The 18,116-nt window shown below is 63.1% G+C and carries 17 protein-coding genes; 10 read left to right on the forward strand and 7 right to left on the reverse strand.

The genetic code is table 11. The annotated features are described in order from the left end of the window. Window positions 1-48: 48 nt before the first annotated feature. Together FDM28_RS03225 and FDM28_RS03230 are read left to right on the forward strand one after the other, a co-directional pair. Window positions 49-897, forward strand: a complete 849-nt coding sequence (locus FDM28_RS03225; protein WP_138512972.1) for a nucleotidyltransferase family protein — start codon at window positions 49-51, stop codon at window positions 895-897. Next, window positions 894-2,297, forward strand: coding sequence for an aminopeptidase P N-terminal domain-containing protein (locus tag FDM28_RS03230; RefSeq protein WP_138512974.1), 1,404 nt, complete (start codon window positions 894-896; stop codon window positions 2,295-2,297). Before FDM28_RS03225 ends, FDM28_RS03230 begins: the two co-directional genes overlap by 4 nt. Before the next feature lie 31 nt (window positions 2,298-2,328). Here FDM28_RS03230 and FDM28_RS03235 read toward each other — a convergent pair whose 3' ends face one another. The 3 genes from FDM28_RS03235 to FDM28_RS03245 are packed head-to-tail and all read right to left on the reverse strand — an operon-like array spanning window position 2,329 to window position 4,710. Next, window positions 2,329-2,763, reverse strand: a complete 435-nt coding sequence (locus FDM28_RS03235) for a hypothetical protein (protein ID WP_138512976.1) — start codon at window positions 2,761-2,763, stop codon at window positions 2,329-2,331. 33 nt (window positions 2,764-2,796) lie between these two features. Beyond that, on the reverse strand, window positions 2,797-3,477 hold the full coding sequence (gene ypfH, locus FDM28_RS03240) for an esterase (protein WP_138512978.1): 681 nt from the start codon (window positions 3,475-3,477) through the stop codon (window positions 2,797-2,799). Window positions 3,478-3,516: 39 nt separating this feature from the next. Beyond that, complete coding sequence (locus FDM28_RS03245; protein ID WP_138512980.1) at window positions 3,517-4,710, reverse strand: multidrug effflux MFS transporter; 1,194 nt, start codon at window positions 4,708-4,710, stop codon at window positions 3,517-3,519. A 223-nt stretch (window positions 4,711-4,933) separates the two neighbouring features. On the opposite strand from FDM28_RS03245, the gene FDM28_RS03250 reads away from it, so the two are divergent. From FDM28_RS03250 to FDM28_RS17830, 5 genes are all read left to right on the forward strand, one after another. Then, on the forward strand, window positions 4,934-6,121 hold the full coding sequence (locus tag FDM28_RS03250; RefSeq protein ID WP_138512982.1) for an FAD-dependent oxidoreductase: 1,188 nt from the start codon (window positions 4,934-4,936) through the stop codon (window positions 6,119-6,121). A gap of 144 nt (window positions 6,122-6,265) precedes the next feature. Further along, the gene (locus tag FDM28_RS03255; protein WP_138512984.1) at window positions 6,266-8,626 is read left to right on the forward strand and encodes an NADP-dependent malic enzyme; all 2,361 of its coding nucleotides are present in this window, start codon (window positions 6,266-6,268) and stop codon (window positions 8,624-8,626) included. Between the two features lie 205 nt (window positions 8,627-8,831). Then, window positions 8,832-9,170 (forward strand): guanyl-specific ribonuclease, encoded by a 339-nt coding sequence (locus FDM28_RS03260; RefSeq protein WP_240791912.1) that lies wholly within the window; start codon window positions 8,832-8,834, stop codon window positions 9,168-9,170. Between the two features lie 34 nt (window positions 9,171-9,204). Next, window positions 9,205-9,606 (forward strand): barstar family protein, encoded by a 402-nt coding sequence (locus FDM28_RS03265; RefSeq protein WP_138512988.1) that lies wholly within the window; start codon window positions 9,205-9,207, stop codon window positions 9,604-9,606. Window positions 9,607-9,662: 56 nt separating this feature from the next. Continuing rightward, complete coding sequence (locus tag FDM28_RS17830; protein ID WP_170211540.1) at window positions 9,663-9,800, forward strand: hypothetical protein; 138 nt, start codon at window positions 9,663-9,665, stop codon at window positions 9,798-9,800. A 77-nt stretch (window positions 9,801-9,877) separates the two neighbouring features. On the opposite strand, the gene rsmA is transcribed toward FDM28_RS17830, so the two are convergent. From rsmA to FDM28_RS03280, 3 genes are read right to left on the reverse strand one after another with little or no spacing between them, the layout of a single operon-like run. Beyond that, window positions 9,878-10,672, reverse strand: a complete 795-nt coding sequence (rsmA, locus tag FDM28_RS03270; RefSeq protein WP_138512990.1) for a 16S rRNA (adenine(1518)-N(6)/adenine(1519)-N(6))-dimethyltransferase RsmA — start codon at window positions 10,670-10,672, stop codon at window positions 9,878-9,880. Then, the gene (locus FDM28_RS03275) at window positions 10,669-11,979 is read right to left on the reverse strand and encodes a peptidylprolyl isomerase (RefSeq protein WP_138512992.1); all 1,311 of its coding nucleotides are present in this window, start codon (window positions 11,977-11,979) and stop codon (window positions 10,669-10,671) included. The genes rsmA and FDM28_RS03275 overlap by 4 nt, the downstream gene beginning before the upstream one ends. A 5-nt stretch (window positions 11,980-11,984) precedes the next feature. Further along, window positions 11,985-14,351 (reverse strand): LPS-assembly protein LptD, encoded by a 2,367-nt coding sequence (locus tag FDM28_RS03280; RefSeq protein ID WP_138512994.1) that lies wholly within the window; start codon window positions 14,349-14,351, stop codon window positions 11,985-11,987. A 91-nt stretch (window positions 14,352-14,442) separates the two neighbouring features. On the opposite strand from FDM28_RS03280, the gene FDM28_RS03285 reads away from it, so the two are divergent. The 3 genes from FDM28_RS03285 to FDM28_RS03295 all read left to right on the forward strand — a co-directional run bounded on the left by FDM28_RS03285 (window position 14,443) and on the right by FDM28_RS03295 (window position 17,538). Then, window positions 14,443-15,579, forward strand: coding sequence for an aminoglycoside phosphotransferase family protein (locus tag FDM28_RS03285; protein ID WP_138512996.1), 1,137 nt, complete (start codon window positions 14,443-14,445; stop codon window positions 15,577-15,579). A gap of 67 nt (window positions 15,580-15,646) precedes the next feature. After that, the gene (locus tag FDM28_RS03290; RefSeq protein ID WP_138512998.1) at window positions 15,647-16,372 is read left to right on the forward strand and encodes a 16S rRNA (uracil(1498)-N(3))-methyltransferase; all 726 of its coding nucleotides are present in this window, start codon (window positions 15,647-15,649) and stop codon (window positions 16,370-16,372) included. After that, window positions 16,369-17,538, forward strand: a complete 1,170-nt coding sequence (locus tag FDM28_RS03295) for an MFS transporter (protein WP_138513000.1) — start codon at window positions 16,369-16,371, stop codon at window positions 17,536-17,538. The genes FDM28_RS03290 and FDM28_RS03295 overlap by 4 nt, the downstream gene beginning before the upstream one ends. On the opposite strand, the gene FDM28_RS03300 is transcribed toward FDM28_RS03295, so the two are convergent. Beyond that, on the reverse strand, window positions 17,513-18,115 hold the full coding sequence (locus FDM28_RS03300; RefSeq protein ID WP_138513001.1) for a chalcone isomerase family protein: 603 nt from the start codon (window positions 18,113-18,115) through the stop codon (window positions 17,513-17,515). The two genes, FDM28_RS03295 and FDM28_RS03300, sit on opposite strands and share 26 nt — an antisense overlap. Window position 18,116 lies beyond the last annotated feature (1 nt).

The following is an 18,116-nucleotide window of genomic DNA, read 5'->3' on the forward strand; positions in this document are numbered from 1 at the left end:
GCAGCGCAGGCAAAAACCGCGCCATGGCTTGGGCTATGCTCCCAGCCCATGCCTGACGCCCACCCTTCTGCACCCCTCACCGACATCCCGCCAACAGCCCCCACCAGCCCCGCCATCGTGCTAGCCGCCGGGCGCGGTGAGCGCATGCGCCCGCTGACCGACACCACGCCCAAGCCCCTGCTCAAAGTACACGGCAAACCGCTGATGCAGTACCACCTGGAGGCGCTGGCCACCGGCGGCTTTGCGTCTGCGGTAGTGAACACCGCCTGGCTGGGCGAACAGATCGAGGCTGCGTTTCATGATGTTTTAGCCCTCCAGCGCGCGTTGAATATGCGCGAGCAGCTATCAAATTCAGAGCAAGCAGCTACGAGCATCCGTCTGCAGTACTCCCATGAAGGCCGGGATTTCGGCGGCGCGCTGGAAACAGCCGGCGGCATTGCCCGCGCCCTGCCGCAGTTGGACACCGTGTTCTGGTCCATGGCAGGTGACGTGTTTGCGCCTGACATGGTGTTCACCCCATCAGCCTTGGAGCGCTTTGCGCGCAGCGGCATGCTGGCCCACCTGTGGCTGGTGCCCAACCCGGCGCACAACACCAAGGGTGACTTCGGGCTTGAGGCAGCAGGCGCGGATGGCATTGGCCGCTGCGTGGACCCCGCTCCGGGCAGCGCTGCGCCCCGCTACACCTACAGCACCTTTGCGCTCTTCCACCGCGACCTGTTTGCCCAGCCCTGGTGCGACATACCCGCCGGCAACCCGCACGGCATCAAAGCGCCGCTAGCTCCGCTATTGCGCCGGGCCATGCAGGGTGCAAGGGTAAGCGCCGAGATTTACACTGGCCCTTGGACCGACGTCGGCACCCCCAAGCGCCTGGCAGAACTCAACGCACAGACACCATGACCCAGCTCTCCACCTCCGCACTCACCGCAGACTACGCCGGCCGCCGCGCGCGCCTGGCCGCCCACATCGGCCCGCATGGCGTGGCGGTGCTGCCCACGGCCCCGGAGCAGCAACGCAACCGGGATGCGGACTTTTTGTTTCGCCATGACAGCTATTTCCATTACCTGAGCGGTTTTGCCGAGCCGCGGGCTTGGCTGGTGATTCAGGGTGACGGCACCACCACCCTGTTCTGCCAACCCAAAGACCTGGAGCGCGAAATCTGGGACGGCTTCCGCCTCGGGCCGGATGCAGCGCCGGGCGCCCTGGGCGTGGACGCCGCCTATTCGGTAGACGAGCTGGACCAGCGACTGCCCGCACTGCTGGATGGCGCCGATGCCGTCTGGTACCCCTTTGCCACCCACAAGGGCCTGGAGACCCGCATCGACGGCTGGCTCAGCAGCCTGCGCGCCCGCGTGCGCTTTGGCACCTTGGTGCCCGAGCAGGTGCGCGACCTGTGCGGCCCACTGGACGAGATGCGTCTGATCAAGGATGCCTATGAGCAGGACGTGATGCGCCGCGCCGCGCAGATCAGCGCGCAAGCCCACATCCGCGCCATGCAGCTGTCGGCCCGCATGCTGCGCGAAGGCAAGGATGTGCGTGAATATCACCTCGACGCTGAGCTGCTGCATGAGTTCCGCCTGCAGGGCTCGCAGTACCCGGCCTACAGCTCCATCGTGGCCGCCGGTGCCAACGCCTGCGTGCTGCACTACCGTGCCGACGCGGCCCCGGTGCGCCATGGTGAGTTGGTGCTGATTGACGCGGGCTGCGAGCTGGACGGCTACGCCAGCGACATCACCCGCACCTTCCCTGCCAACGGCACATTCACCGGCCCGCAGCGCGCGCTGTATGACCTGGTGCTGGCCTCGCAAGTGGCCGCTGTGGAAGCCACCAAGGCCGGTGCCCGGTTTACCGACCCGCATGACGCGACCGTCAGGGTGCTGGCGCAAGGCATGCTGGACTTGGGGCTCTTGAACAAAAACACCGTGGGTAGCTTGGACGATGTGATCGAGAAGCGCGCCTACTTCCAGTTCTACATGCACCGCACCGGCCACTGGCTGGGCATGGATGTGCATGACTGCGGCTCCTACACCGAGCCGTCTGAGCTGGGCACCAAGCATGTGCGCAAAGACGCGCTCACCGGCAATGAGATCGTGAACCGGCCCGCGCGCATTCTGCGCAGCGGCATGGTGCTGACCATCGAGCCCGGCATCTACGTGCGCCCCGCGCCGGGGGTGCCGGAGCAGTTCCACCACATCGGCATTCGCATTGAAGACGACGCCATCGTCACCGACACCGGCTGCGAGCTCATCAGCCGCGGCGTGCCGGTGGATGCCGATGCCATCGAAGCGCTCATGAAATAAGCGCTGATGCGGGGTTAAAGAATTTGCAGGCTCAGGCCTGCAAGTAACCCGTCAAGGCCAGCATCCACAAAGTGCCGAACACAAAGGGCAGCGCTTTGGCGGCCCAGGCGCCGCGGTGGCCGGTGTCGCTGTTGGGGGTCAGGTTGCACAAACGCTCCAACCCGGCGGCCACATAGTGGCGGCGTATGGCCTCGGTGGCGTCAAGTGCAGCAAGAATGCTGACCCCGATGATGGCCGCCACCGCCATGCCGAATACCGGAAAGCCGATCACCAACCAGCGGTGCTTGTCCAGCGTGAGGCTGCCATAGGCGGTGAACAGCAAGCCTTGCGAGAGGATGAGCCACATGAGCCGGTGGTTCACCAGATTGTCCTCATGCGTCCACTGTTCGCGCAGGGCGCGGTACAAATCCCAATCGGCAGCGCGTTGGGTCTCGCTGCTGCTGGTGCTGTTACTGCTGTGGGCCATTCACCCCTCCAAAATGTCCTCAGGCGCTGAACTTTACTCCGGGGCGGGGCCGCTCTCGGCGCTTTGTTGTGCCGCCTCCCAATGGCGTTTGGGCAGGTGGTTGCGCAAGCGCTCGACCACCAGGTCCACCACCTCCGGCGTGACCTCGTGCGCGAGGAAGGGAATCACATCGGCCGTCACATCCGCCCCCAGGCTCACCAGGTGCTCTGCGGCAGTCACGGTGTAGCCGTAGTGCATGACGCCATCGGCCTTGCCGTGCACCATGTGCAGGGTGGTGTGGGCATGAGGCGCACGGGGCAGCTGCGCAAACCGGCCGGACAGGGCTACCACGCGACCGGCCAGATAGGTAGGCTGCTGGGTGGATTCGAGCGCCATGATGGCGCCCTGCGAGAAGCCCACCAGCGCAGTGGCCTCGGGGCCTACACCGCTGCGGGCCTGCCAGGCCTGCACGGCCTGGACAAAACCGGGCAGGGCCGCAGCCACGCGCTCAGGCCGGCTTTCTTCTGTAATACCGATCACCGAAAACCACTGAAAGCCTTGGCCCAGGTCAGAGGCCTGCGGCCCCTCCACGCTGACCACCAAAGCGTCTGGAAACTCACCGGCCAAACGCCGGCCCAAAGGCACCAGACCCTGCGGTGTGGCGCCCACGCCGTGGTGCAACAAAAACAGTTGTTGGGGGCTGCCCGCAGGCTGTTGGACAACGATATCGCTCATGGGGTCACTCCTGCAAAAACGCGAACAAAGAAAACGGAATCAATCGGCCGCACGGCCTGCCTTGCGCAAGGTGATGCGGGCCAACACCAGTGCCACCATAGCCGAACCGGCAATGCCGGCCACCATGGGCCGCGCCGTGCCATCGGCCAGGGCGCCCGTCACGGCCATGACGACTGCGCCGGTCACAAACTGCAGGGTACCCATCAGGGCGGAGGCGGTGCCCGCAATCTCGCCATGCTCGTCGAGCGCCAGCACGGCCGTGGTCGGCACCACCAGGCCCAAAAAGCCATAGCCGACAAACAGCATGCCCAGCATCACGTCCAGGCGTTCGATGCCGCTGAGGTTCACCACCAGCAGCGCGGCCATGGTCAGTGCATAGCCCACCACGGCGAACTTCACCAGCTTGACCAGGCCGAAACGGGCGCTGAGTTTTCCGGTGAACTGCGAGATGCCGATGAAGGACGCGGCATTGGCCGCAAACGCCAGGCTGTACTGGCGGGGCGTGAGGCCGTAGTGGTCAATCAACACAAACGACGAGTTGGCCAGGTAGGCAAAGAAGCTGGAAATGCCAAAGGCACCTATGAACACCAGCCCCAGAAAATGCCGGTCGCGCAGCAGCACGCCGTAGGCCGCCACTGCACTGCCCACGCTGCTGTTGACCCGGTCTTCTGAACGGCGGGTTTCCGGCAGGCTGGTCGCCAGCAGGGCAATGCCCAACACTGCGGCTACGGTGACAGCCCAGAAGACCGCGCGCCAGCCCGACACCTCTATCAGCAGGCTGCCTGCCAATGGCGCGAGGATGGGCGACACGCTGAACACCAGCATGAGCAGCGACATCAGCCGCGCGGCGTCATGCCCGGTGTGTAGATCGCGCACCACGGCGCGGGGAATCACCATGCCGGCACACGCCCCCAAGCCCTGGATAAAGCGCAGCACGACCAAGGTTTCGATATCCGGTGCCAGTGCGCAGCCCACACTGCCCAGGCCAAACAGCACCAGGCCGAAATACAGAGGCCCTTTGCGGCCCACCATGTCAGACACCGGGCCGTAGATGATCTGCCCCACCCCCAGCGAAATGAAGAAGGCCATCAGGCTGGCCTGCACCGCGCCCATGGACGCCCCCAGGCTCTGGCCGATGGAGGGAAGGGCGGGGAGGTACATGTCAATGGCGAAGGGGCCGATGGCCGACAGCAGGCCAAGCACCAGGGCGGTACCGAAGAAGGAAGTTTTCATAGGGGCGGGAGCATACCCCTGCGGGGTTACACGCATGGCGGGTGTGTGATTCAGTGCATGCATGCCCACCGTCACCCCAGAGCGTGACCAAAGCGAGGTTCAGGTTCGTTACGATCTAGGCCATCCGGCCTCAAGCCCACCCACAGGAAATCACGATGAATCACAACGTCCCACCGCCCCCACTCCGCCCCACTGCCCCCAGCCACAGCACTGGAGCCCGCGCATGAGCAGCTCTCCTGTCATCGTGATTGGTAGCGGTGTGGCCGGTTGGACCACGGTGCGTGAGTTCCGCAAGCTCGACGCCATCACCCCGGTGGTACTGTTGACCGCCGACAGCGGGGACTTTTATGCCAAGCCCACGCTGTCCAATGCTTACGCCCAAAAGCGGGGTCCCGCGCAACTGGTGACGACCCCCGCCGCCAAAATGGCCGAGACCCTGCAAGTCACGTTGATGGACCATTCACCTACGGAAAGCCTGGACACAAGCGCCAAGACCATCACTATGCGCCAGGGTGACGCTGTTCAAACCTTGGGCTACCGCCAGCTCGTACTCGCTACCGGCGCTCACCCAATTCGCATTCCCTTGCAGGGTGATGCTGCCGACCGCGTGCGCTCCATCAACACGCTCGACGATTTCGCGGGTTTCCACGCCGCCTTGGGTGTAGACGCCACCGTGCCCGGCAGTGGCGAAGGCAAAACCGTAGTAGTGATGGGTGCCGGCCTGATCGGCTGCGAGTTTGCTAACGACCTCGCACTGGCCGGTGTACAGGTCCATGTGGCGGACCCCGCTGCAAGGCCCCTGGCCGCTTTGTTGCCCGCCGAAGCTGGCGAACAATTGCAAGCCGCTTTGTCCGGGCTGGGCGTGCAATGGCACTTTGGCACCTCGGTGGGGTCTGTGAATGCTGATTCCAATGGAAAGTTACTGGCCACCTTGGCGGATGGCAACACCGTGTTGGCCGATCTGGTGCTCAGCGCTATTGGCTTGCGCGCCGATACCGCTCTGGCACTGGCCGCAGGGCTGGCCTGTGAAAGGGGTGTTCTCGTCAACACCCGCCTGGAAACCTCCGCCGCGGATGTCTACGCCCTGGGTGATTGCGCCCAGTATGCAAGCGCCGGGCAACGCACGCTGCCCTATGTCATGCCGGTCATGACTGCGGCACGCGCCTTGGCCGCCACCCTGGCGGGCACGCCTACCGACGTAGTGTTCCCCTTGATGCCTGTGAGCATCAAGACACCGGCCCTGCCCATCGTGGTGGCCGCCGCGCACCCGGCCACCGAAGGCCAGTGGGAAGCAGAAGGCGGCGGGGGCGCCTGGCGCTTTGTAGACACTGCGGGCGTGCAGCGCGGCTTTGTGCTGACGGGCAAAAGCACTGCGCGCCGCATGGAAATGAGCAAGCTCACCACCGCCTAAAGTCGTCATAAACCCATACGCCATTCGCATAAAGTTGCCTCCCTTGCAGGTAAGCAGCCAGTAAGCGAGGCCTACAATGCAAAGCCCATTACCGTGCCGGGGATCGCGTCGTCTTGCGAGCGCCCCAGCCACCGAGGAAGCCGAATGACAGACCAGACTACGCCGCTCACGCCACGCCCCCCTGTTTCCAATTCCGCAGAGAAGAAAGCCCAGTTGCGGCAAGCGGCCCTGGAATACCACGAGTTTCCCACCCCCGGCAAAGTGGCCATTTGCGCCACCAAGCAACTGATCAACCAGCACGATCTGGCGCTGGCCTATTCCCCCGGTGTGGCAGCTCCGTGCGAAGAGATCGTCAAAGACCCGAACAACGCCTTCAAATACACCAGCCGCGGCAACCTGGTGGCCGTGATCACTAACGGCACTGCGGTGCTGGGTCTGGGTGACATTGGCCCGCTGGCGTCCAAGCCGGTGATGGAAGGCAAGGGCGTGTTGTTCAAGAAGTTCGCCGGCATCGATGTGTTTGACATCGAAATCGACGAAAAGAACGACCTCGACAAGCTGGTCGACATCATTGCCTCGCTGGAGCCTACTTTCGGCGGCATCAACCTCGAAGACATCAAGGCGCCCGACTGCTTCTATGTGGAGCGCAAGCTGCGCGAGCGCATGAAGATTCCGGTGTTCCACGACGACCAGCACGGTACCGCCATTTGCGTGGGCGCGGCCATCCTGAACGGCCTGAAAATTGCCGGCAAAGACCCCAAAAAGGTCAAGCTCGTGACCTCGGGCGCGGGTGCTGCGGCACTGGCCTGCCTGGGCTTGCTGGTCAAGCTGGGCATTCCACGCGAAAACATCTTTGTGACCGACTTGGCCGGCGTGGTCTACGAAGGCCGTACCGAGCTGATGGACGAGGACAAGATCCAGTTCGCCCAGAAGACCGATGCCCGCAGCTTGCGCGACGTCATTGCAGGCGCCGACATCTTCCTCGGCCTGTCCGCTGGCGGCGTGCTCAAGCAGGACATGGTCAAGTCCATGGCGGGCAAGCCCCTGATCTTCGCGCTGGCCAACCCCACGCCCGAAATCCTGCCGGAAGAAGTCAAGGCCGTGCGCGACGACGCCATCATGGCAACCGGCCGCACCGATTACCCCAACCAGGTCAACAACGTCCTGTGCTTTCCCTATATCTTCCGGGGTGCTTTGGATGCCGGCGCATCCACCATTACCCTGGAAATGGAAATTGCAGCTGTCCATGCGATCGCCGAACTGGCACAAGCCGAGCAGAGCGAAGTCGTGGCAGCGGCCTATGTGGGCGAGCAACTGGCCTTCGGCCCCGAGTACCTCATCCCCAAGCCGTTTGACCCGCGCTTGATGATGAAGATCGCGCCGGCCGTGGCCCAGGCAGCCGCAGACAGCGGCGTGGCCTTGCGCCCCATCCAGGACATGGATGCCTACCGCGAAAAGCTGCAAAGCTTTGTGTACGCCTCCGGCACCACCATGAAGCCCATCTTCAATGCCGCCAAGAAGGCCCTGAAGAAGCGTGTGGCCTACGCCGAGGGGGAAGACGAGCGCGTGCTGCGTGCTGCCCAGATCGTGGTGGACGAGCGCTTGGCGCTCCCCACCCTGATCGGCCGCCCTGCGGTGATTGCCGAGCGCATCGAGAAATTCGGCCTACGCCTGAAAGAAAACGTGGACTACAACGTGGTCAACGTAGAGCAAGACCACCGCTACCGCGACTTCTGGCAAAGCTACCACCGGATGACCGAGCGCAAAGGCGTGACGGTGCAGATGGCCAAGATCGAAATGCGCCGCCGCCTGACCCTGATCGGTGCGATGCTGCTGCACAAAGGCGATGTGGACGGCATGATCTGCGGCACCTGGGGCACCACCGCGACCCACCTGCACTACATCGACCAAGTCATCGGCAAACGTCATGGCGGCAGCCCCAGCACCCCGCAAGATGTGCAGATTTACGCCTGCATGAACGGCTTGATGCTGCCCAACCGCCAGGTCTTCCTGGTGGACACCCACGTCAACTACGACCCGACTGCCGAGCAACTGTGCGAAATCACGGTCATGGCGGCCGAAGAAATGATGCGCTTCGGCTTCAAACCCAAGGCAGCGTTGTTGAGCCATTCCAACTTCGGCAGCAGCAACGAGCCCAGCGCCGTCAAAATGCGCCGCACCCTGGAACTGCTGCGCGAACAAGCCCCTTGGCTGGAAGTGGACGGCGAGATGCACGGCGACGTCGCACTCGATGGCGCAGCCCGCAAAGCGCTGATGCCCAACAGCACCCTGCATGGCGACGCCAACCTGCTGGTGCTGCCCAATATCGACGCGGCCAACATCGCCTACAACCTGCTCAAAACGGCAGCCGGCGGCAATATCGCCATCGGACCGGTGCTGCTGGGTGCCGCCAAGCCGGTGCATGTGCTGACCGCCAGCACCACCGTGCGCCGCATCGTCAACATGACTGCCTTGACCGTGGCAGACGCGAACGCCACACGCTGAGTTAGCCGGGCAGTTAGTGCCCACTCCAGGTGTAAAAGTTGTGTAAGGGCTTGCTTATTTATTGAGCAAGCCCTTGCTTTTTTGGGCCGGATACACGACACTACGCGCTTACTTTTTCGGGTTAACCCGCAGTAGTCACAAAGGATTCTGGGTGCGCAAGGGAGTGTTCAAGTTAGTACTCACTGGCTTGTTTTTAACGACGGCACTGTGCAGTGGCGTCACTTCAGCCAAGGAAGCGCCGGCCTACGCCGCAGACACATCTGTTGCACTCGCCAGCCTCCCGCCCCAGGCCCGTACGACCTACAGCCTCGTCCTGCAAGGCGGCCCTTTCCCCTACGACAAAGATGGTGACATCTTCGGCAACCGGGAACGACTGCTGCCATCCCAGCCCCGGGGTTACTACCGCGAATACACCGTGAAGACGCCCGGTGCGTCCAACCGGGGAACCCGAAGAATTGTGTGCGGCGGACAGCCCGTTACCGCGCCCCAAGCCTGTTACTACACGGCCGATCACTATGCGAGTTTTCGCAAGATCGTGCCCTGAATCGAATTTTGTACTTTGAGAAAGAGAATCGGGGATGGATACGCCACTTCGAACTGTCAGAACGAATATCGTTCAATCGATCCGCGCTTTCCGCGTGTCGGACCTCCAGGAAGCCGCCCAGGGCCTGGGTCACCACTTTCTGTACGCCAACCTGGCAGAAGCCCAGACCAAGCAGGACGTGCTGGACATGATCGGCCAGCAATTCATGCTGCCGACCACCGTCAGCAAGAACTTTGACGCCCTGTACGACAACCTGACCGACCCGGTGCACAAGTCGGGGCCCCAGCCTGGCTTTGTGGCGGTGCTGGAGCACATTCCTGCGAACGTGAAGTTCGACAAGGAAGCGCGCGAGCAGTTGCTGGACATTTTCCGCGACACCGCCGACTACTGGGGAGACCGGAAAATTCCTTTCCGATGCTTCTATTCTTTTCTGTAGCCCGTTCTGCACAAACCAGCCAAGCAGAACGGGCGAATGAGGCAAGCAGCGATGCCGTGGCAGAGATTGCCGTGGCAGAAGCGATCACCGACACCGGCGAAAAAATGCCGACCGACAAATTGTTGGACGTATCCCCTCTGGCGCTGCGCATGAGCAGCCCTTTCAACGCAGGGTACTGGCTCGCGGCAGCCTGATCCCGGCGCCAGACAAAAAAGGCCTGTCACTGACAGGCCTTTTTCATGGGCATAACCGTGTGCCTGCTGATTGCAGACTAGCCTTTCAAGGCTTGCACCAATGCAACGTACTCCTCCACCGGCACCTCTTGCGCGCGGCGCTGCACATCAAACTGCCCTGCAAAACCCTTTTGCTCCAGCCATGCACCCAAGGTGTGGCGCAGCAGCTTGCGACGCTGGCTGAAGGCCACCTGCACCATCTCGGAGAACAAGGCCACATCCAGCACCGGTGGCTGGGCCAGGGGCACCATGCGCACCACCGCGCTGTTCACCCGGGGCGGAGGATCAAAACACTCCGGTGGCACAAACAGCACATCTTCCATGGCGTAGCGCCACTGCAGCATCACACTCAGGCGGCTGAAATCAGAACTGTCCGGCGGGGCGACCATGCGGTCAATGACTTCTTTCTGCAGCATGAAGTGCTGGTCTTCAATGCAGTGCACGAAATCGAGCAGATGAAACAGGATGGGCGTGGATATGTTGTACGGCAAGTTACCCACCACCCGCAGCTTGCGCGGTACAGCAGGTGTTGCTCCTGTTTCAGGAGCTGCTGGCGCAATGTCTGTGCGGCTAAAGTCCACATTGAGCACATCCGATTCAATCACATGGAGCTGAGGATGGCCACGCAAACGCTTGGCCAGATCACGGTCCAGCTCAATGACGGTAAGGCGCCCCAAGCGCTCGACCAGCGGCTGCGTCAGCGCCGCCAAGCCCGGGCCAATTTCCACCATCGGGTCGCCCGGCTGCGGGTTGATAGCCTCAACAATCGCGTGAATGATGTTGCTGTCAGACAGGAAATGCTGCCCGAAACGCTTGCGCGCCAAGTGCTTCATTGGGGTGCCTCGCGCATCTCGACGAAGGCGCGGGCCCGCACGTCACGCGCCCAGGCGGTGTAGGCATCTTCATACCGGCTCTGGCGCAATTGGTTACGCACCGACTCGCGGATCTGCTGGGGGCTGAGCTCCACGCGGCGGCGCTCGGTCAACTGGATCAGGTGCACCCCGAAGCGGGACACCACAGGCGGGCTGATGGCGCCTTCCTCTTCCAAGCGGTTCATGGCCTCTTCAAACTCAGGCACAAACATGCCGGGCGATGCCCAACCCAAGTCCCCCCCCTGCTGGGCGGAGGAGTCTTGCGACATCTGGCGCGCCATGCTGACGAAATCCGCTTTGCCAGCGACCACTTGCTTGCGCACGTCCGCCAAGCGGGCAATCGCCTGCGCCTGGGTCAGCTGCGGCGAGGTTCGCAACAGGATGTGCCGTGCCCGGGTTTGCACCATAGTTTGCACCAACCCGGTAGGCGCCTTGCGCTCCACCAGTTTGAGAATGTGAAAACCGGCGCCGGTGCGTACCACCTCGGCCCACTCGCCGGGCTGCAGGGACTGCACCGCCGTCACAAAAGCCGGCGGCAAGCGGTCCCCACGGCGCAAGCCGATTTCGCCACCGTTCTTGCGATCGGCAGCCGAATACTCTTGCACCAACTTGGCAAAGTCTTCTCCGGCACGGGCCCGCTGCAATAGCTTTTGCGCCTGCAGGAACAAGGCGGCCGACTGCTCGCCATTGGCCTTCTCCGGCACCACGATCAGGATTTGCGCGAGGTTGTATTCAAAGGTGAACGGATCGGTGTTGCTAGCTTGCTGCTCTTGGATAGCGCGCGCCACATCCACATCCGAGACCTTGATCGTGGACTCGACCTCCCGCTCATGCAAGCGGCTCAGCGTCAGCTGATCGCGCAAATTGCTCCGAAAAGCAGTCGGCGTAACACCGTCCTTGGCCAATTTCTGGCGCAGTGCGTCCACATCAACACCGCTTTGACTAGCCACACTTTGCTCGGCGCGGTCTACGGCCGCATCGTCAATACGAATGCCCTGCTCACGCGCCAGTTGAAGCTGCGCGCGGTCGTTGATCACACGCTCCAACACCAGGCGACGCAGCTCGTCCGCTGGAGGCATGGGTTTGCCTTGTTGGGCAATTTGCTGACCTACGCGGCGCACTTCCTGGTTCAGCTCCTGGTAGGTAATCGGCTCCGAGTTCACCACCGCCACGATGTAGTCCAAGGGCTGCGCCGCCTGGGCCATCAACGCCGGCGCTGCTGCAGTCAGAAGACAAGCCAGGGCCAGGGCCCGCACACGAGATTTCATGGTTTTCAATCGTAGTTACTGAAACGGCTGTTGGAGCCGCTCGCTTCCCGCAAGTTCTGGTAACGCGAAATATTGGATTTCAAGGTCTGCAGAGGGCTGACACCCACGCGGGCAAAGCCGACAAACTCCAGCTCGAACTTGATGCTTTCGGTGGACGATGTAGTGCTGGTCTGCACGCGCCCAACCACCACCCTGGCCAGCCAGCAGCCCGCATCGTACTCGACGCCCAACAGGGTGTCGACCAGGCGGCTGTCGTTCATGCTGTAGTTCAGGCGGCCCACGGCGTAGTAGCGGCCTTCGCCCAACCCGCGCCCGGCGCCCAGGCTTTCGCCACGGTCACCCCACAGGTCGTTGAGCGGCCACTGCCAGCTGAAATCCAGCTGCTCGCTCACATCCCGCTGGAAGCGGTATGCGGCATTGAACACACGGTAGGGCGCCGGCGTGTAGCGGGCACCCACAGTGGAGCGGGTGGACTGCGCCGTCAAGGGGTTGTACTGTACCGTGGAGTCCACCGCCCACTGGGGCGACAGGTTCACCCCGGCCCCCAGCATCACATCGCTCCAGCCCGCCAAAGCCGGCGACGCAGTCGAATTGAGCGTGACCCGCTGGTCCTCAAACCGGTAGCGCTGGGCTACCCCGAAACGGGCCAGCTGCTCGCCGGTGGAGGCATCGATCAGGCGGGTGGTCAGGCCGAAAGTGACGAGGTTGTTGTCGGAAATCTTGTCATGGCCGACGTAGGCGTTCTCGGTAAAGATGCTTGCAAAGTTGAAGTCGCTGGCACCCGTGTCGTAGTTGGGCAGGTAGCTTTGGTTGCGGTAGGGGGTGCGCACGTAAAAAATACGCGGCTCCAGCGTCTGCACCAAGGCACGGCCGCGCCAATCGGTATCACGCTCAAACACCAAGCCGCTGTCCAAGCTGAAGGTGGGCACGGTGCTGTCCGCAGACTGGGTGCCATTGGCGAGCGGCGAATCGAACTGATAGGCCGCCGTGTGCAGCTGCAGCTTGGGCGTGATGTACCCCTCGGGCGTAATGAAAGGCCGGCTGATCTGCGCCAGGCCGTACATACGCTGGGTATTGGGTTGCCCGGTGAGAGACTTGTCAGAACTGAACTGCGAGAAATCGCCCACCACCGACCAGTCAAGCCCTTGGTCATTCAGCTGACTGCGGCTGACTTGCAACTCACTCAGGTTGTAGGGCGGCACGATGACCGAGGTGCTTTGTTGCAGCGTCTGCCACGCCAGCGAACGGGCCATGACGGTGGCGCCGCCATAAGCCCAAGTAGCCACCATGTCGTTGGCCAGCGTGCGGGACTTCAGGGCGCCGTTGGCGTTGAAATCGCTCCAGTAGTTATCGTCGCTGACCCGGTTCAAATTGAGGCTGTAGGCCACATTGCCCATGCCCGTGGCCAAGCTACCGGTCTGGTTCAGCGAGGCGCCCCAGCGGTCCGCACTGCGCAACTTGTCGCTAGGCATGTAATTGGCCCGCAGCACACCCGAGTAAGTGGGCTCCAGGTAGCGGAACTCAGTGCCCATGTCCACGCCGCGCGCGGACATCACCGTAGGCGTCAGCGTGGCATCGCGGTTGGGGGCGATGTTCCAGTAGTAGGGCACACTGAGTTCGGTGCCGTTGACGTTGTCCGCCCCGAAGGTAGGCGGCATCACGCCGGACTTGCGCTTGTCGCTCAAGGGGAAGCTGATCGCCGGCACCGGCAGGATGGGCACTTCCTTGAACGTCAGGTAGGCGCCGTGGGCAATGCCCACGTCTTCCCCGCTGTCGAACTCAATATTGGCAGCCTTCAGCACCCAGTCGGGCAACCAGTCCGGGCCGGGCTTGCGGCGGCAGGTGGTGTAGGTAGCGTTGTGCACCACGGTGCGGCTCTCGTCCAGAAACACCGCCTTGGAGGCATCGCCATGCGCGTCGTTCTGCAAAAAACGGTAGGTGGGGGACTCGAACGTACCCTCAAAGGCCTCGACCTTCAACTCCAGCGCGGGGCCTTCAAAAACATTGCCGTTGCGGTTGATGCGCACATGGCCGGTGGCACGGGCCTGATCGTCGGGGGCGTAGTACTCCAGCCGGTCAGCCTTGATCACTGTGCCCGGCTTGCGCATCTCAGCCTGGCCTTCGACCACAGTTTCCAAGTCTGGGCGGCCGCTGATTTGCTCGCCCATCAAAAAGATAGGGGCCGCGTCCAGCTGCGCTTGGCCGATGCCATCTGCCAAGCGGGGCGTGGGCTTAAGCGGCAAGGGGGCGTCTTCCGTTTGCGCCTGGGCTCCGATGTGTGCGCAGGCCACCGCCACCAGAACCACGAGGCGGGCGAGCGGTGGCCGGCAGACAGGCACCCCGGGGGGCAGGGCGCGCAAAGAAAAACGCATGGGGCGAGGGGCAAAAACCACGAAGAGGGACAAGGGGAGCCGGCGGTGTTGCACAGGGCAATCACACCTAGCTTTGTAGAATGGATTATCCATGAGCCCAAGCCCCCACACCGTGCCCTCTGCCACGCCCCTTTCCCCCACCACCGCCCCCACCACTGCCCCCCAACCGATTGTCTGGAGCGACCCCGCGCGGGAGCAACGCTTCCAGACCTGGTTTGCCAGCCACCAGACCGGTTTTTCGCTGGAGTTGGCGACGCTGGGCTTGGCCTCCGCCGATGCGAGCTTTCGCCGCTACTTCCGGGTGCACAGCGGGCGGGGTAGCCTGGTCATCATGGATGCGCCCCCGGACAAGGAGAACTGCAAGCCCTTCGTGGACATTGCCGCCCTGCTAAACCATGCGGGCCTGCGCGCGCCAAAGATATTGGCTTGGGACGAAGCCGATGGCTTCATGCTGCTCACCGATCTCGGCACCCGCACCATGATGCAGACCATCGACCCGGCCCAGCCGCCACTGGACCTGTACCTGCACGCCGTGGACACCCTGGTGCAGTGGCAGCTGGCCTCCGCCCCCGGCGTGCTGCCGGCGTATGACGAAGCGCTGCTGCGCCGCGAGCTGGAGCTGTTCCCCGAGTGGTACATAGCCCGCCACCGGCAATTCACCCTGGATGCGCCCATGCGCAAAACGCTGGACGACACGTTTGCCCTGCTGATCCAGAACAATCTGTCCTGGCCCAGCGTGTATGTGCACCGCGACTTCATGCCGCGCAACCTGATGGTGCCGGATCAAGCGGAGATGCCTCCCAAAGCCGACCCGCGCTACCTCGGTGTGCTGGACTTCCAAGACGCCGTCTATGGCCCCATCACCTACGACATTGCCAGCCTGATGCGCGACGCGTTTCTGACCTGGGACGAGGACTTCTGCCTAGATGTGACCATCCGCTACTGGGAAAAAGCCCGCAAAGCCGGCCTGCCGGTGGGCGACGACTTTGGCGAGTTCTACCGGGGTGTGGAGTGGATGGGCCTGCAACGCCACCTCAAAATTGCCGGCATCTTTGCCCGCTTGACCCTGCGCGACGGCAAGCCCAAGTACCTGGCCGACACGCCCCGCTTTATCGACTACATCCGCAGTACTTGCAGCCGTTACATCCAGCTCAAGCCGCTGCTGCGTCTGGTGGAAAAAGTGGACGGTATTGAGGTGCCCAATGTGTTCGCCTTTGGCCGTTCATAGCCAAATCGTGCTCTAGCGCCCGTACAACCTGCGCAAGCAGCTCCTGAATTTATAGCAATCATTCAACATGCCCCGTTTTTACTGCGCTGCGGCGCTGGTCAGCGACACCGCCCTGGACCTGCCTCCGGGCGCCGCACGGCATGTGCAAGTGCTGCGCCTGCAACCGGGCGACAGCATCACCCTATTTGACGGGCACAGCGCTGATGAGTTCGACGCCACCGTCACTCGCATGGGCCGCAGCGATGTGGCAGTGCAAGTGGGGCAGCGGCGCACCGTGGCCCGGGAACCGTCACGCCAGATCCACCTCGCCGTAGGCATGCCCGCCAATGACCGCATGGACTGGCTGGTGGAGAAGGCCACCGAGCTCGGTGTGGCCAGCATCCAGCCCCTGATGACCGAGCGCAGCGTGCTCAAACTCAGCGGCGAGCGGGCCGAAAAAAAAGTGGCCCACTGGCAAAGCGTGGCGGTGGCAGCCTGTGAGCAGTGCGGTGGCAACCTGTTGCCCATGGTGCACCCCATGCAAACACTGGCACAGTGGCTCAAAAGCCCGAGCGCGCAACCAGATACCCCGCAACGTTTGCTGCTCTCTTTGCGTGCCGGTAGCACCCCGGTGGCCTCCTTGCCCGCCAGCCCGGCACCGGTCTGGTTTTTGTCCGGCCCCGAAGGGGGCTTGAGCAGCCATGAAGAAGATGCCGCTATTGCTGCCGGCTTCTCCCCCGCCTCCCTGGGCCCCCGCGTGTTGCGGGCCGAAACCGCAGCACTGGCAGCACTCACCTTACTGACGCAACTATGAACCGCAGCCTTTGGCTACTCGCTCTGTGCCAAGGGCTGTTTCTCACGAATAACGTCACCTTCATCGCCATCAACGGGCTGGTCGGCCTGAGCATGGCCCCTTACGGCTGGATGGCAACCCTGCCCGTGATGGGCTATGTGGTGGGCGGGGCCTTGGCCACACCGCTCGTGGCCGCCACCCAGGCGCGCTTCGGGCGGCGCACTTCCTTCCAAATCGGGCTGGCCGTCGCCGTAGTGTCGGCCCTCGCAGGGGCCTGGGCTGTGGCGGCACACCAGTTCTGGGGCCTGGTGGCCGCGACCGTGGTGGCCGGCTACTACAGCGCCAACGGCCAGCTCTACCGCTTTGCCGCAGCGGAACTGGCCTTGCCGGCCTTCCGCGAAAAAGCCGTCTCGCTGGTACTGGCCGGCGGGCTGATTGGTGCCATCGCCGGGCCCAACTTGGCCGCCCGCACCCGCACGCTTATGGATGTGCCGTTCACCGGGGCCTACCTGGTGCTGGCTGGTGTGGGGCTGCTCGCCATGGCGCTGATGGCGTTCGTCCGTTTTCCGGCGCACCAAGCGCCGAATGCCGCTACCGCCACCGGCCGTCCTTTGAGCGAAATCGCGCAGCAACCCGCCTTCATCGTGGCCTGCCTGAGCGCCGCCATGGGCTACGGAGTCATGAACCTGCTGATGGCGGCCACCCCCCTGGCCATGCAGCAATGCGGCCTGGGTTTTGATGACGCGGCCCTGGTGCTGGAGTGGCACGTGATCGGCATGTTTGCCCCCGGCTTCTTCACCGGCCACCTGATCAAGCGCTTCGGCACGCTGCAAATCATGGCGGTGGGCGTGGCGCTCAACCTGCTGTGCGTGGCCATTGCCTTGAGCGGCCTGGAGCTGCAGCAGTTCGTAGTCGCCTTGTTTTTGCTGGGCGTGGGCTGGAATTTTCTGTTCACCGGCAGCACTACGCTGGCGCTAACGGCCTACCGCCCGGAGGAGAAAGACCGTGCCCAAGCCGCCGTGAACTTTTGCGTGTTTGCCGTCATGGCCTTGAGTTCCTTGGCCTCGGGCGCGCTAGTGGTGACCCGAGGCTGGGCGTGGCTCAACATCGGCTCCATCCCACCGCTGACACTGACAGCGGCGGGCCTGCTCTGGCTGTGGCTCAAACGCCCAGCAATGCATCCTTGAGCTTGAAGTCCGCGGGTGAAGACCCCACCCAGATTTTGAGCACCATGTTGAAAAACTCGGCATCCCCCACCGGGGCGCCTTGCGACTGGCCCTGGATGTAGAAAACGGTGCCCTTGCCGGGCAGGTACTCCATGGCGAAGGTATCGCCACTGTTGAGCTTGGCCTTGCCGGAAAAAATCTCGATCAAACGGGTGCTGGAGGCCGTGTGCTTTTGCACCAGATCAGGCGGAGAATTGCTGGACAAGCCTTTGATGAAGGCCAGGCCCAGATCGGTCCCCGGCAACTCGCGCAGCGCCACAAAACTCAGGCGTTTGGGGCCGGGCTGGGTCAGCAAAGCCTCAGGGGTGGTGACTTTGGCCGGGGTGTACAAAGCCATGTCGTACAGACGGAAAAAAGCCTTGTAGCGGGTACCCGCGCCGTTGAGCTGCAAAGGCACGCCTTGCAAGGTCGTGCGTGGCTCAAAGGTGCTGCTCACCGTGCTGGCGTTGGCCCGCACCAGCACGCTGCTGCCTGCGCCAGCCAGGACGGCGATCGCCACGATGGCGGTGCGGATGCTGGTGTGTAGTGTGTTTGTCATC

The sequence above is a fragment of the Rhodoferax bucti genome (genome assembly GCF_005876985.1).
Taxonomy (GTDB): domain Bacteria; phylum Pseudomonadota; class Gammaproteobacteria; order Burkholderiales; family Burkholderiaceae_C; genus Allorhodoferax; species Allorhodoferax bucti.